This is a genomic window from Collinsella sp. SGI.033 (assembly GCF_050315135.1).
Taxonomy (GTDB): domain Bacteria; phylum Actinomycetota; class Coriobacteriia; order Coriobacteriales; family Coriobacteriaceae; genus Collinsella.
Genome location: NZ_JBNPOK010000009.1, coordinates 1 through 14,319, shown reverse-complemented (window position 1 = coordinate 14,319; position 14,319 = coordinate 1). Strand labels below are relative to the sequence as shown.

Here is a 14,319-nt window from a genome sequence, read left to right as displayed (position 1 = left end):
ACCTGCCAAAATAAACCTGTCCCTTTTTGGCAGGTTTCTAGAAAGGCTTTTCGGACTGTGAAGGATTCCGATCTCTCCACAACGGCTGCACGCGACGCCGCCCGCATCGTTTGGTTTAAGCGCTATCCCGCCAAGCAGACGCTCGTCGCATTTTTGCTCGCCCTGCTGGCGACCACGGCGTTTTCCATCGATCCCGCCCCGGTGTCGAGCAACGCGGTCCTGGCGATCGATCCAAAGGCCTCGGGCATGCTTTACGTGTGCTACGAGGTACTCCTCTCATTTGCCGGCCATACCGACGCTGTGATGCTGCTCGCGCTGGCCTGCCTACTCACGCTGCCGTTTCGCTATGTGTTCTTTGGCCGCGGTGACGCTTGGCGCCCCTCGGTCGTGCTGCCGTCGCTGTTCTTTGCCGTCTGCATGGTGTTCGGCCGCAGTTACGACCTCACCGATTCGGCCGAGATTGTGCTGGGCGACAAGGCGCGCGTTATCTGCGCCTGGATTGGCGGCGCGGGCTGGATGCTTCTGGCGATTGTGTCCTTCTATCTGGCTTTTGAGTTTTTGGATTGGTTGAGTTCCCGCCGCATTCCGTTTTCGGAGGCGCATTTTGGCCGCGTGTGGCGTGTTACCCACGCCGTGCTCTCGGTCCATCCTTTTGTTGGGCCGTTTCTTGTGCTCATGATTGTCTGGGCGCCCACGCTTATCGCCTCGCTGCCCGGCCTCTTTATGGGAGATACGGGCGCGCAGATCCGCCAATGGTTCAACTACCCCAACGGCACGAGCGACTACCTGCGCCTGCTTAACCCCAACGTGCTGCTCAACGGCCATCATCCGGTGGTGCACACGGCCATCATCGGCTCGTGTGTGCAACTGGGGCTTTCGCTATTCAATAGCGCCAATGCGGGTCTTGCCATCTACACCTGCGCCCAATTTGTCATCACGGCCGCCTGCGTGGCCTATTCCATATCGTCGCTGCGCAAGCTGGGCGTGAGCCTGCCGGTCCGCGGCGTCATCTTGCTGTTCTTTGCGTTTATGCCGATGTTCTCCAACTACGCGGCGCTGCTGACCAAAGACGTACTGTTTGCCGATGCGTTTCTGGTACTGCTCGTTCAGACCGTCAAGCTCGTGGCATGTGGCCTGCCCCGTCGCGATGTCAATGCCGAGCGCGCGGGCGAGCGCACGCCTGTGCTCTTTGCGCGCCACGACTGGCTGTTGCTCGTGCTGGGCGCCATGGGTTCCACGTTTTTGCGCAATGGCGGCCTGGTCTTTCCGTTGGCGGCCTGCGTGATTGCGGCGGCGTTTTGCGCCTGGGACGCGCATGTGGCCCGTCGCGTGGTCAAACAATCTGGCGTCGCACCCTCATGCGCCACGCCGCGCTTCCGCTGGGCCGGCGTTCTCGCGGTGCTCGTGCTCTGCCTTGCCTCCAACATGTACTTTACCAAGGTCTTTATGCCCGCGCACGATATCACGCCGGGCTCCAAGCGCGAGATCCTCTCGATTCCGTTTCAACAGACGGCGCGCTTCGTCCAAAAGCACGACGGCCTTAATTCGGGCGTTAACCCCAAGGTCAAAGACGACGGCACGATTGAGGAAGCTCCCTGCGACGGTCTGGTGACCGATAAGGAACGCGCTGCGATCGATCGGGTGCTCAAGTACGAGAATCTGGGCCGCCGCTACAACCCCGACAAGTCGGATGCCGTAAAAAACTGTTTTAACGAGTACGCCTCGCAGGAGGACATCAAGGCCTATTTTGAGGTGTGGGCCCAGATGTTCAAAAAGGATCCCGAGTGCTATATCTCGGCACTCATCAATAACTACTACGGCTACTTTTATCCGAGTGCCCGCGATGCGTGGGTCTACAGCACGGCGCGCAGTGCCGAGATCATGGCGAAGCCCGATAACCTCAAGTACTTCGACTTCCATCCGGTCGATAGCAAGGTTGTGCGCTGGTGCGACCACCTGATCAACCTGTATCGCGTGGCAGTACAACGCATCCCGTTTATCTCGCTCACCATGAGCTCGGCCACCTATGTGTGGATCATGATCGCTGTGGTGGTCTATCTGCTACGTCGTCATTCGTGGCGCGGGCTGGCCATTTGGGTGCCGCTGCTGGGCGTGCTCGCCGTGTGCCTGATCGGTCCCTGCAACGGCTCGACCTACATGCGCTACCTGTATCCAGTCATCGCCTGCATGCCCTTCGCCATCGGCGCCACCATCACCCGCAGCGACCTTCTCTGGTTCTAACTTGGTGCAAAGGGGACAGGTTACTTTGCACCAAGGGGGCTGCATCATCACGACGCCTTCATTTTGGGGTTTATCTCGCAGGCCACTAGGTATATCATAACGACGTTTGTTTATATTGCCCGAGCATCTGCGCTGGGCTTTAGGTCGAAACCGATAGGAGACACGTATGTCCGGACACTCTAAGTGGGCCACAACCAAGCATCGTAAGGGCGCGCAGGACGCCAAGCGTTCCGCCCTCTTCTCCAAGCTGAGCCGCAACATCACCGTTGCTGCCCGTCTCGGCGGCGACCCGCTGCCCGAGAACAACGCCAGCCTCGCCGCTGCCGTTGCCAAGGCTAAGGCTCAGTCCATGCCCAAGGACAAGATCAAGTCCGCTATCGACAAGGCCTTCGGTTCGGGTGCCGATGCCGCCGTCTACGAGAACATCGTGTACGAGGGCTATGGTCCCGCCGGCGTTGCCGTCTACGTCGACTGCCTGACCGATAACCGCAACCGTACCGCCGCCGATGTCCGTTCCGCCTTCTCCCACGCTGGCGGCAACCTGGGCACCTCTGGCTCCGTCGCCTTCCAGTTTGAGCGCAAGGGCCAGATCGTCGTCGCCAAGGAGATCCTGGACGAGAACGCCAAGAAGGAGACCATGATCGCCAACGGTGCTGCCGGTGACGAGGAAGAGTTCATGATGGCTATCGCCGAGGCCGGTGGCGACGACTACGAGGACGCCGGCGAGGAGTGGATCGTTTGGACCGCCGCCAACGACGTCATGGCTGTTTCCAAGGCGCTCGAGGAGCAGGGCATCCAGGTCAAGGGCTCCGAGACCACCATGGTTCCGACCACCCCGACCGAGGTCTCCGGCGCCGATGCCAAGAAGGTCCAGCGCCTCATCGACCGTCTCGAGGAGCTCGACGACGTTCAGGATGTTTACAGCACCATGGACATGACCGACGAGGTCATCGCTGCCCTCGAGGAGGAGTAGCGCCTGCACGGGTTAAGCCGTGCATATCTGGGCATAATGAAGCGAGCATACAAGCCTCGTGGAATAGATGAGCCGGATCCGCGTGCGTATGGCACCGGACCCGGCTCTTTTATAATGATGCGAATCGTTTTGCATTCTGTGGACCGAAACCTGAAGGGAGCGCGCGTGCGCGTACTCAAACGAGCCCTAGCAATCGTGTACCTTGCCGCCGCCATCGTGGCGCTGGGCACGCTTGTCTGCCAGTTCTGGGGACCGTATACGTATCGCTTTATGCTGCTGTTGCGTGACACCATGCCTCGCGTCGTCGTTACGGTGTGCGCCGCCATCGTGGCACTTGGCGTGCTCATCGGGTTTTTCCGCCTGATGTTCGCGCGTCGCGAGCCGTCCTGCGTGCATCCGGCGGGGGAGCGCAACATCGAGGTCACCCTCGCAGCGCTTTCCTCGTGCGCCCGTGCCGCGGCGGAGTGCGATGATCGCGTGATGGTTGAGCGTATCGAGGCACGCGTGCAGGGTTCCGACGAATCGCTCGTCCGTTTTAAGGTCGAAGCCATCGCGCTCGACGACCGGGACGTGGCCTCCCTTGCAACCGCGATGCAGCAACGTATCGAGGAGGCCTGCGACACCATGCTCGGCACGCCGGGCACGATCGCGCGCGTCCGTTTTTTGCCGTCCAAGACTACCGTCCAGACCGTGGAGGTTTCCGGTGAGTGATACCAATCAAGACAAGACTGTCCGCACCCCGCGCCTGACCATCGATCAGAGCGCAGCGCCGGCGAGCGAGGTCGTCGATTCCAAGGCGGAGAGCACCGAGTCGCATGACGCGGTCGCCAACGACTTTGACGAGGCCATGGGTCTCATCAAGGGTACGGGGGCGGCCATCTGGAGCTATGCCGTCCGTCATCCCAACACCACGCTCGGAGCCGTCGCTGGTTTTGTGCTCGCCGTGCTGGTGCTCACGCTCGGCCTATGGGACACACTCGTCATCGCATTCTTTGTGCTGATCGGCGCCGTGATTGGCCAGATCCGTGACGGCGAGAACGGGATCGTCAACTTCTTCGGCCGTCTGTTTAGCGGCCGCTAGTATGTATTCGACCGCCGCGTGTGCGGTGGGCATAAGGAGGAACCATGGCTTTTAACACGAAGGTCGATGTGGCCGATACCGAGCTCGAGGCAGACGAGACCGTCGCCGCCGAGGCTGAGGACGTAACGCTCGAGGACGGGGCGCTCGTCGAGGCCGAGCCCGCCGACGATGCGGACGAGGATGACGAGGAAGCGGACGAGTCCGAGGATTCGCTGACCTATTCCAACGGTGTGATCGAGAAGATCGTCGCCATGGCCACCCGCGAGGTGCCGCACGTCCTGGGCATGAAGGGCAACCTTATGCACTTTGTGCAGGAGCAGTTTGGTGCCGAGAACCTGACCAAGGGCGTGACGGTCGAGGTCACCGATGACAACCGCGTGGTCGTCAACATTTCCGTCATTATCGAGTACGGCGCCTACGCACCCGCGATTTTCGACGACGTTAAGGCGCGCGTGACCGAGCGTCTGGCCGCGATGACCGGCCTTGAGGTGGCAGGCGTCAACCTGCGCATCGAGGATGTCATCACCCCCGAGGAGTACGAGCACCGCACCAGCCAGCACGAGTAACCTACCAAATAGGGACAGGTTTGTTTCGATAGGTTTTACCTGCGAAAACGCTAAACGGTCGACCGCGCAAGAAAAAGTGCGGTCGACCGTTTTCTATATGCCCTCGATGTAGTCATACCGCTCGTCTAACTAGGGGTTGCAATCTTCGCGCTCCGCGTTACCCTAATGGGCGCATTGTTTCCAAATTGTTAACGAGGGGTTGCCGTAATGGCCGACGAGCACGAAACAGAAAGCAAGGCATGGGCGATTGAGGCCGCCGCGGCAGAGGCGGCATCGCGTGCCGCCGAGGAGGTGCATCGTCCTCCCGTGGTGCCGATGGAGCGCGTGGTCGATCGTGCCGATATTGAGCGCGGCGAGCGCGCCGGCCGCAAGCGCAGCCAGGAGCCGGGCTTCCCGCGCTTTTTCGCCGAGCTCAATCTGGGCCTGATTCTCACGGCGTTCGCCATCGTTGCGTTTAAAACCCCCAATCACTTTGCCTTCGGCGGAACCTCGGGCGTGTCGGTCATTCTTTCCACGCTGTTCCCGACTCTGCCCGTCGGCGTCTTTATGTGGATCATCAATGCGGTTCTCGTCGTCTTGGGCTTTATCTTTTTGGAGCGCAAGGCAATCCTTTGGAGCGTTTTTGCCTCGTTTGCGCTTTCGGCCTACGTCTCGCTGTTTGAGCTCTTCATTCCGACGGATGTTTCGATGACGGGAGATATGTGGCTCGACCTGTGTTTTGCCGTGATTTTGCCGGCGCTGGGCAGTGCCATTGTCTTTGACATTGGCGCCTCAACGGGTGGCACCGATATCCTTGCCATGATCCTCAAGCGTCGCACGACGCTCGAGATCGGACGCGCCTTGCTACTGGTCGATATCGGCATCGTGACCATCGCGGCCTTTTTGTACGGTCCGCGCGTTGGCCTGTACTGCGTGCTCGGCCTGTTTGCCAAGACGCTTGTGGTCGACAAGGCCATCGAGAGCATTCACTTGCGCAAGGTCTGTACGATTATTTGCGCAGAGCCACGCAAAGTCGAGGAGTTTATCGTCAAGCATCTCAACCGCACGGCAACGATCAGCCGCGGCTACGGTGCCTTCTCGGGCAATTGCGTCACAGTGATTATGAGCGTGCTGAGCCGTCGCGAAGCAGTGCAACTGCGCCGCTATACCCGCGATATCGATCCAGATGCGTTTATCACGATCGTTGACAGCTCCGAGATCGTGGGCAAGGGCTTCCGCGGCACGAACTAGCGCGGATATACCCTTCGAACCATTGAATAAAGCCGCCTACGTTTCAAACCGGTCATCTTGGGGTATTTGTCCCCACATTGCGCGATAATGTTGCCAAAGACGTCGTTTGCGATCCAGGTGATTCACTCTAGATACGAAGGGATGATTTCGATGTTCTGTTCGCAGTGTGGCGCCCCCATGGGCGATAACGACAAGTTCTGCGGCGTGTGCGGTGCCCCTAATACCGTGGTCAAGGCCGCCGGCCCCGCTCCCCAGGAACAGTCTCAGCCCCAGCAGTTTGTTCCGCAACCGCCCGTGGCGAATGCGCCAAAGGGCTGTGTGGCTCAGGCGTTCCAAGACATGACCAAGACTCCGGGCGTGCTGCAGCGCGTGTGCCAGATTGCTTTTTTGCCGGCGCTTATCTGTGTCGTGTCGGTGCTCGTGCTGTTCATTCCCGTTATCGGCGGTATTGCAGCTGCCATCGGCTTTTTGGCCGCCTGCGTGGCGAGTGTGTGCGGTTCGGGCTTTGGCATCGAGTGGGGTCGCGACCTGTCGCTTAAGATCGATGACGGCATGGATCGTCCGTTGATGCGTTCCACATCGTTTGGCCTCGGGGTCTTTTCGAGCGTTATTTCGGTCGTGCTCGAGATTATCGCTGCCATTCCCGTTATTGGTGTAGTGCTTTCGCTGGTGGAGAGCGTGGTAATTGGCGCGGCGGGCTCGTATTCGTATTACGGCTCTTCTGCGCTCGAGACTGCGCTGTTTGGCTCGCTTGGCCTGCTTGTCCTGGCTATGATTGCCACGGCGGTCCTGGGAGTCTTCTTTAAGATGTTCGCCGATATCGCCGTGATGCACTTTGCGGTGACCGGTCGCGTCGAGAGCGCGTTTTCGCTCGACAAGGTCTGGGCGGCCTTTAAGAACAATAAGACCAAGCTGTTCTGCGCTTCATTCCTTCCCGAGTTTTTGACGGGCCTGGTCGCCAACGTTGTCACATGGATCTTGACGGCGGTCTTTGGCGCCATTGCCTCTGTCGGTATGTATAGCTACTACTATCGTCCTACGGGTATTGAGGCAATTGTTAGCGGCGGTGGCATCTCACTCGTGCTGTTCCTGGTGCTGATCGCTTTCGTCACCGTATTTCTAACGGTCTTTGGCAAGATGCTCAAGCACCGTGCCGTTGGCTATTGGGTCGCACGTTATGCAAGCGAGTGGGCCGACGAGGATAAGGACGACGTCCTGACGTTTGTATTGCCCTTCGAGAAGAAGTCCGCTCCTTCGGGTTACAGCGCTCCGGATGTCGCGCCTGAGCCCGAGCCTGAGTCTGTCCCGGGATCTGCGCCGGAGTCCGAGCCCACGACGGAGCCCGAGCCCGAGACGGAACCCGCGCCCGAGACGGAACCCGCGCCAAGCTCCGACGAGGACCCGCAAGACGAGTAGCCCTGTCACCTGCCATTTGGGGACGGGATAGAAATGGTAGAAATAGTGCTTGACGAATGAGCGGGGGCGGACGTGTCGAAACGTCCGCCCCCGCTTTGACATCGCGATGTGGCTACGGCTGCGAGATGGTCGCGATTCGACTACTCGTTGTGCTTCTCCTCGTGGCGAGCGGCGGCACGGGCATCGTGAATGCCCTTGATGGCGGCATGGCGGGCGGTACGGGCGTCGTGCATGGCGTCGCGGGCCTCGGCGGCTGTTGCCTTGGCAGAGCGCAGTTTGGCGGCCAAGTCGGGATTGGTCTCGGCAACCGCGGCGATAGCGGGGCCGTCGAGCTCCTCTTGCGTGGGCTCGGCCAAAAAGTCGATAGCATACTGAGCGGCTACCATGGAGCCCTTGGCGAGCACGCTCTCGTCGATCTTATAGAAGCAGGAGTGCTGGGCATAGGTGGCGCCGATCTGGGGGTTGCGCGTGCCCACAAAGGCAAGCACACCCGGTACACGGCGCAGGTACTCCGAAAAATCCTCGCCCGAAAGCGTGCCGCGATAATGGCCTTCGCCGGCTGTACCCAGACACTTGACCACGGCCTGACGGCAACGCTCACTCGAGGCGACGTCGTTTTCGACCTTGTAGTTGGCGATGGTGTAGTCGGTAAGTTCAGCCTCGGCGCCCAGGGCCGCCGCAGTGTGCTCTACGATGCGGCGCATGAGCTCGGGCATTTCCTCGTGCGTCGAATCGCCATAGGTGCGCACCGTGCCGGCGAGGTAGGCGGTACCGGCGATAACGTTGCGCGCGGTGCCGCCGTGCAGCTCGCCGACGGTAATGACGGCCGGCTCGTAGGGGCTGATCTCGCGCGAAACGATGGTCTGCAGGGCGTTGACGATCTCGGCCGCCACCATGACGGCGTCGTGGCCGCGCTGGGGCATGGCGCCGTGGCACGAGGTCCCGCGGACATCAATGCGGAACCAGTCGGTATTGGCCATGCGCGGACCGGGCTCGCAGCTTACGGTGCCGGCGTCGACCTCACTCCAGATGTGTGCGGCGTAGGCGCCATCGACGCCGTCGAGCACACCCGTGCCGATCATGAGTTTGGCGCCTTGGCCGTTTTCCTCACTGGGTTGGAAGACGATGCGGACCTCGCCGTGGATGTCGTCGGTCATATGGCGCAGGATCTGCAGCGTGCCGAGCATCATGGCAATGTGGCAGTCGTGGCCGCAGGCGTGCATGCAGCCCTCGTTGACGCTGGCGAACTCCTCGCCGGTCTGTTCGGTGACGGGTAGGGCGTCGATATCCGCGCGCAGCAGGATGCGGCGGCGCGGCGTGCCGTCCTCGCGGTAGGCGTCGGGTGCGGTGCCGCGAAGGGTCGCCACCAGGCCCGTCTTAAGCGGGCGCTCGTAGGGGATATTCATGGCGTCGAGCTGGTTGGCGATGTCAGAAGTCGTGCGCTCTTCGGCGAGGCTCAGCTCCGGGTGCTTATGGAAGTGCCGGCGCTGCTTGATGATGTAGGGCTCAAACTCGGCGGCGATATCTTGGATGGCTGCGGTGACGTCATCAGCCGCGCGGGCCTCGGTCGCTGCCATAATCTGCTGTGCCTTGGTCTTCGTCATGGTCGATTTGCTCCTTGCTGGTTTATCGCAAAATCGTACAGGCTCTTTCCAGTATGCCACCTGCCACTTGGGGACGGGGCAGAAATGGTAGAAATGAATACCTCCGTAACCTTGACAGGTCCAAATTGCTTGTGCACGCAGCCTTGAATGCGGCTTTCAAGCTTGAAATCTACCATTTCTACCCCGTCCCCAAGGGGCAGGCGGGGCCGTTGGGGTTGGGAAAGGTGCCGTTTACCGCTTGACGTTTTGCAGCTGTGGCGGTGGAGTACACTCGGGGGTGTTGAATTTCCTGCCAGAGATGGGGATGCCCATGCAACATATCGATCGGATTATCCGCTCTAAGAACGTCTTTACCTCGCAAGACGGCATCGATACCGCCCGTGAGCTGGCGATTGCCATCGCAGGCGACCGTATCGTCGCAGTCGGCAAGCCCGATGACGTGGTCGCCGCCGCGCCTGCCGCCACGCCGGTTATCGACTACGGCGAGCAGTTTGTCTGCCCCGGTTTCCATGACGCTCATCTGCACTTCTTTCATACCTCGGTCGGTTCCTCGCCGTATATGCTCATGGATGGGGGCACGTCCGAGGTGGCGCTGGTGCAGCACGTGCTTGAGTTTTCCCAGAATCTGCCCGACGACGCTTGGGTTGTGACGCAGGGCTGGCGCGACTACCGTTGGGATCCGCCCGAGCATCCTACCAAGGCGTCGCTCGATGCGGTATTTCCCGATCGTCCCTGCGTTATGTACTCGGGCGACGGCCACACGCTGTGGCTCAACAGTCGCGCTCTCGAGGCGCTCGGCGTCACGCGCGATAGCGAGCCGCCAGCGGGCGGCAGCTACGACAAGGACGCAAACGGTGAGCTCACGGGCATTGCTCACGAGGCGGCCGCCATGCAGCTGTTGCCGCGCTGCCTTGAGTGGCTGGGCGAAGATCGCATCGCAAGCGCTTACGCCGATCAAATGAGGCGCATGGCCGAGCAGGGCATCACCTCTATCTGCGACATGTCGCTCATGCCCATGCCGGGCTGCGATTTTATCCGCGACGACGTCTACGACAAACTGCAGACAGCCGGCAAGCTGGGCATTCGTGCCCATCTGTTCCCCACGCTGCTGGATGACCAGTCGCGTCTAGAAGAGCTGCAGGCACGTTACGCGAACAACGCACTGCTTTCGGCGCCGGGCTTTAAGCAGTTCTTTGACGGCGTGTCGAGCGAACATACGGCATATCTCACCGAGCCCTATACCAATCCGCGCTTCCCGGGCGACCAAGGCCGTCTGACGGTTTCCGCCGAGCGCATGCGCAAGCTGGTTCTGGCGGCTGCGGAGCGCGGCCGCGCCGTGCGCATCCACGTTATCGGCGACGGTGCGATTCATGCCGCGCTGGATATCTTCGAGGAAGCCGCCGGTCTGTACGGCCTGCCCCAGCACGGCCACAACACGCTCGAGCACCTGGAGAACCTCCTGCCCGAGGACATCGACCGCCTGCGCAAGCTCAACGTGGTCGCCTCGAGCCAGCCTTGCCACATTACGCTCGACCCGGGTGGACCGGAGCGCGATTTGGGCTTGGAGCGCAGCCGCATCATGTGGCCGTTCGCAACCTATAAGCAGCGCGGCATTCGCCAAGCCTTCGGTACCGACAGCCCCATCACGCCCGTTACCAGCATGGACGTGCTCTACACAGCTATCACACGCCAGGACCCCAAAAGCCACTGGCCCGAGGGCGGCTGGTTGCCGAGCGAGCGCATCGACGCGGCAACGGCTTTGCGCAACTACACCTTGGGCAGCGCCTATGCAGCAGGCGACGAGCAAAACCTCGGCAGCTTGGAGCCCGGCAAGTATGCTGACCTGGTGGTCTTGGACCAAAACCCGCTCACCGTTGACCCCCAAGAGCTACAAGCCACCAAGGTTCAGGCCACCTACCTGGCAGGTAACGTAATCTACGAGCGCTGATGCTCATGCCGTGTCGTTAAACGCGGCCCGGGCGACTTATTTTGGGATGGCGCTCGAGCCACGTCTGCATATCGGTGGGGACTCGTTATGAGCGTCCCTGCTCTGCCGGATTTGTGCGTGGGGCGGAGGCGCTGCTGCCCCGCGCGTTCAAATTGGACATTTGCAATGCTGCCTCATGGTGTTTTGCATACTTCCCATTACAGATTGCATAAAAAGGTTGGGATGTTCTTTCTGGCCCTGATGTACCCCCGCCTGGGCCGTGCAAAAAACGGAGTATTCAGCACTGCGAGCTCTGCCGGCGCCGTTGCGGTCGGGTAATGTCATGGGGATTGACGTCATTTTGGCGTCCGGGCAGGCACGAGGCATGCCTTTATGCCCTGATGGGGTCTGCCTGCCGACCCAAATCGCCGGTCGAAGGCGTCCTTGGGACCAATAAGATGTGTCTGGCGCGTATACAGCCATCCTGGTCTGCTGAATACTCCCAAAAATGCACGGTGCTCCCCAGGGGACCCGTGCGTGCAGCGAAAGCCATGCCCATGTTCCTATCCGCATCGCCATTTTGCTGCACTGACGTTTCTGAATGCCGCGCCCGAACTAGTTAACTTGGCTCCCGTGTGGCGCCGGAGGGGCGGGATATAAGGTTTATCGCGAGTTCCGCACGATCCGAAGGCCACGTAATGTGGCCTTCGTGCGAGCAGGACTGCCCGAGCAGGAAACCTTATGCCCCGCCCCTCCGGCGCCACACGGGAGCTGCGCACAAGTTATCCCCCCGGCATTCAGAAAATCTAAGTGCCAAAAAATAAGATTTTTTGACTCTGTGTTGTATAACCCGCCATTCGTGGGTACCATTCAACGCGTACGCAAACAAATAGGGTTAATTCGCGTGGCATAACCACGCGGCCCAAAAAGGAGGAGACAAGCATGTCGTCTTTGAAACCGCTTGCAGATCGTGTTCTGGTCAAGCCCGACGAGGCCGAGCAGAAGACCGCTTCTGGTCTGTATATCGCCAGCAACGCTCAGGAGAAGCCGCAGCGCGGCACCGTCGTTGCCGTTGGCGCTGGCAAGGTCAACGACAAGGGTGAGCGCATCCCCATGGACGTCAAGGAAGGCGACGTTGTCATCTACGGCAAGTTCGGTGGCAACGAGGTCAAGGTCGACGGCGAGAAGTATCTGCTGATGCGCGCCGACGACATCTACGCCGTCGTCGAGGCCTAGTCTCATCAGGCTCTCTGATTCGTCTTTGAACGCGGTCGCCGCATAGGACTCGGAAGCGGCGACGTGAGTCACATTTCTTTTGGAGGATTACCTACCATGGCAAAGAACATTACGTTCAATACCGATGCCCGCGCTAAGCTCGCCAAGGGCGTCAACACTCTGGCCGATGCCGTTACCGTCACCATGGGCCCCAAGGGTCGCTATGTCGCCCTGCAGCGCACGTTCGGTGCCCCGACCATCACCAACGACGGCGTTTCCGTCGCCAAGGAGATCGAGCTCGAGGACAACATCGAGAACATGGGTGCCCAGCTGGTGAAGGAGGTCGCCACCAAGACCAACGACACCGTGGGTGACGGCACCACCACCGCAACCCTGCTCGCTCAGGCCATCGTTAACGACGGCCTGCGCAACGTCGCCGCTGGCGCCAACCCGCTGGCCATCCGTCGCGGCATCGACAAGGCCGTCAACGCCGCCGTCGCCGAGATGAAGAAGCAGGCCAAGCCGGTCGAGACCAAGGAGCAGATTGCTTCCGTCGGTACCATCTCCGCCGGTGACCCCGAGGTCGGCGAGAAGATTGCCGAGGCCATGGAAGTCGTGGGCAAGGACGGCGTCATCACCGTCGAGGATTCCCAGACGTTCGACATCACCATCGACACCGTCGAGGGCATGCAGTTCGATAAGGGCTACGTCTCCGCTTACTTCGTCACGGACAACGACCGCATGGAGGCCGTGATGAAGGATCCGTACATCCTCATCACCGACCAGAAGATCTCCAGCGTCCAGGACATCATGCCTGTTCTCGAGGCTGTCCAGCGCGCTGGCCGTGGCCTGCTCATCATCGCTGAGGACATCGACGGCGAGGCTCTGCCCACCCTCGTCCTCAACAAGATCCGCGGCGCCCTCAACGTCTGCGCCGTCAAGGCTCCGGGCTACGGCGATCGCCGCAAGCGCATTCTCGAGGACATCGCCGTCCTCACCGGTGGTCAGGCTGCTCTGGACGAGCTGGGCGTGAAGGTCGCTGACATCACCGCCGATATGCTCGGTACCGCTAAGTCCGTCACCATCTCCAAGGACAACACCGTCATCGTCGGCGGCGCTGGCTCTAAGGAGGCCATCGACGCCCGTATTGCTCAGATCAAGGGCGAGATGGAGAACACCACCTCTGACTTCGACCGCGAGAAGCTCCAGGAGCGCCTGGCCAAGCTCTCCGGTGGCGTTGCCGTCATCAAGGTCGGCGCTGCCACCGAGTCCGAGCTCAAGGAGATCAAGCACCGCGTCGAGGACGCCCTGCAGGCAACCCGCGCTGCTGTCGAGGAGGGCATTGTCGCTGGCGGCGGCGTCGCCTTCATGGACGCTGTGCCTGCGCTCGATGCAGTCGAGATCGACGACCCCGAGGAGAAGATCGGCGTCGACATCGTCAAGAAGGCTCTGACCGCTCCGGTCGCAACCATTGCCAAGAACGCTGGCTTTGAGGGCGCTGTCGTGGTCGACAAGGTCGCCGAGCTGCCCGCTGGCCAGGGTCTCAACTCTGCCAGCGGCGAGTGGGGCGACATGATCGAGATGGGCGTCCTCGACCCCGTCAAGGTCAGCCGCGTCACCCTGCAGAACGCTGCTTCTGTCGCCAGCCTGATCCTCATCACCGAGGCCACGGTTTCCGATGTGCCCAAGAACACTCAGCTTGAGGATGCTATCGCTGCTGCTACCGCTGGTCAGCAGGGCGGCGGTATGTACTAAGGCCGACAAGGTCTAGAACTCCCACCGGGGATCCGGGGGCGTGACGGGGTTTCTCTCCGGAACGTCCTCGGACATGCAAAGAGGCTCCGCATCGCGCTTCGCGCTGCGGAGCCTCTTTGCGTCCTGCGGAATGTTCCGGAGAGAAACCCCGTCACGCCCCCGGATTCCCTGCGTTTACGGCCTTGAGGTCGGCTCGCGGAGAAGGACATGGTTGTTGGGGATACGTATCCCGGACGCTGTTTCGCGCTTTGCGCGAAAGGCGCGTTACTGTGGGATGGGTGGGGAACGTGGTTGTTGCGGCAACTGATCCC

11 protein-coding genes are annotated in these 14,319 nt (G+C 60.8%); 10 read left to right on the top strand and 1 reads right to left on the bottom strand.

Annotated features, from left to right (window positions below; genetic code table 11):
- Positions 1–57: 57 nt before the first annotated feature.
- From ACQRC0_RS04255 to ACQRC0_RS04225, 7 genes are all read left to right on the top strand, one after another.
- The gene (locus tag ACQRC0_RS04255; protein ID WP_427728033.1) at positions 58–2,241 is read left to right on the top strand and encodes a DUF6020 family protein; all 2,184 of its coding nucleotides are present in this window, start codon (positions 58–60) and stop codon (positions 2,239–2,241) included.
- A gap of 166 nt (positions 2,242–2,407) precedes the next feature.
- Positions 2,408–3,214 carry a YebC/PmpR family DNA-binding transcriptional regulator gene (locus tag ACQRC0_RS04250; RefSeq protein WP_154514825.1) on the top strand — a complete coding sequence of 269 codons (807 nt, stop codon included), beginning with the start codon at positions 2,408–2,410 and terminating at the stop codon, positions 3,212–3,214.
- A 165-nt stretch (positions 3,215–3,379) separates the two neighbouring features.
- Complete coding sequence (locus ACQRC0_RS04245) at positions 3,380–3,925, top strand: hypothetical protein (RefSeq protein WP_427728030.1); 546 nt, start codon at positions 3,380–3,382, stop codon at positions 3,923–3,925.
- The gene (locus tag ACQRC0_RS04240) at positions 3,918–4,295 is read left to right on the top strand and encodes a DUF2273 domain-containing protein (RefSeq protein ID WP_427718277.1); all 378 of its coding nucleotides are present in this window, start codon (positions 3,918–3,920) and stop codon (positions 4,293–4,295) included. The genes ACQRC0_RS04245 and ACQRC0_RS04240 overlap by 8 nt, the downstream gene beginning before the upstream one ends.
- A 44-nt stretch (positions 4,296–4,339) precedes the next feature.
- Positions 4,340–4,861 (top strand): Asp23/Gls24 family envelope stress response protein, encoded by a 522-nt coding sequence (locus ACQRC0_RS04235; protein WP_154514821.1) that lies wholly within the window; start codon positions 4,340–4,342, stop codon positions 4,859–4,861.
- 207 nt (positions 4,862–5,068) lie between these two features.
- The gene (locus ACQRC0_RS04230) at positions 5,069–6,091 is read left to right on the top strand and encodes a YitT family protein (protein WP_427728028.1); all 1,023 of its coding nucleotides are present in this window, start codon (positions 5,069–5,071) and stop codon (positions 6,089–6,091) included.
- A 150-nt stretch (positions 6,092–6,241) separates the two neighbouring features.
- Positions 6,242–7,507 (top strand): zinc-ribbon domain-containing protein, encoded by a 1,266-nt coding sequence (locus tag ACQRC0_RS04225; RefSeq protein ID WP_427728026.1) that lies wholly within the window; start codon positions 6,242–6,244, stop codon positions 7,505–7,507.
- A 140-nt stretch (positions 7,508–7,647) separates the two neighbouring features.
- On the opposite strand, the gene ACQRC0_RS04220 is transcribed toward ACQRC0_RS04225, so the two are convergent.
- On the bottom strand, positions 7,648–9,111 hold the full coding sequence (locus ACQRC0_RS04220) for a M20 family metallopeptidase (RefSeq protein WP_427728024.1): 1,464 nt from the start codon (positions 9,109–9,111) through the stop codon (positions 7,648–7,650).
- A gap of 304 nt (positions 9,112–9,415) precedes the next feature.
- Between ACQRC0_RS04220 and ACQRC0_RS04215 the strand changes: the two genes are divergently transcribed.
- The 3 genes from ACQRC0_RS04215 (at position 9,416) to groL (ending at position 14,008) form a co-directional block, all read left to right on the top strand.
- Positions 9,416–11,059, top strand: coding sequence for an amidohydrolase (locus tag ACQRC0_RS04215; RefSeq protein ID WP_427728022.1), 1,644 nt, complete (start codon positions 9,416–9,418; stop codon positions 11,057–11,059).
- A gap of 921 nt (positions 11,060–11,980) precedes the next feature.
- Positions 11,981–12,274 carry a co-chaperone GroES gene (gene groES, locus ACQRC0_RS04210; protein ID WP_427718293.1) on the top strand — a complete coding sequence of 98 codons (294 nt, stop codon included), beginning with the start codon at positions 11,981–11,983 and terminating at the stop codon, positions 12,272–12,274.
- A 96-nt stretch (positions 12,275–12,370) separates the two neighbouring features.
- Entirely contained in the window at positions 12,371–14,008 is a 1,638-nt protein-coding gene (gene groL, locus ACQRC0_RS04205) for a chaperonin GroEL (protein ID WP_154514811.1), read from the top strand.
- The last annotated feature ends 311 nt before the right edge of the window (positions 14,009–14,319 follow it).

Excerpts from the sequence above, each read along its gene's own strand:
- ACQRC0_RS04225 (WP_427728026.1), top strand. The coding sequence starts at position 6,242 with ATGTTCTGTTCGCAGTGTGGCGCCCCCATGGGCGATAACGACAAGTTC.
- ACQRC0_RS04230 (WP_427728028.1), top strand. The coding sequence starts at position 5,069 with ATGGCCGACGAGCACGAAACAGAAAGCAAGGCATGGGCGATTGAGGCC.
- groES (WP_427718293.1), top strand. The coding sequence starts at position 11,981 with ATGTCGTCTTTGAAACCGCTTGCAGATCGTGTTCTGGTCAAGCCCGAC.
- ACQRC0_RS04235 (WP_154514821.1), top strand. The coding sequence starts at position 4,340 with ATGGCTTTTAACACGAAGGTCGATGTGGCCGATACCGAGCTCGAGGCA.
- groL (WP_154514811.1), top strand. The coding sequence starts at position 12,371 with ATGGCAAAGAACATTACGTTCAATACCGATGCCCGCGCTAAGCTCGCC.
- ACQRC0_RS04250 (WP_154514825.1), top strand. The coding sequence starts at position 2,408 with ATGTCCGGACACTCTAAGTGGGCCACAACCAAGCATCGTAAGGGCGCG.
- ACQRC0_RS04215 (WP_427728022.1), top strand. The coding sequence starts at position 9,416 with ATGCCCATGCAACATATCGATCGGATTATCCGCTCTAAGAACGTCTTT.
- ACQRC0_RS04220 (WP_427728024.1), bottom strand. The coding sequence starts at position 9,111 with ATGACGAAGACCAAGGCACAGCAGATTATGGCAGCGACCGAGGCCCGC.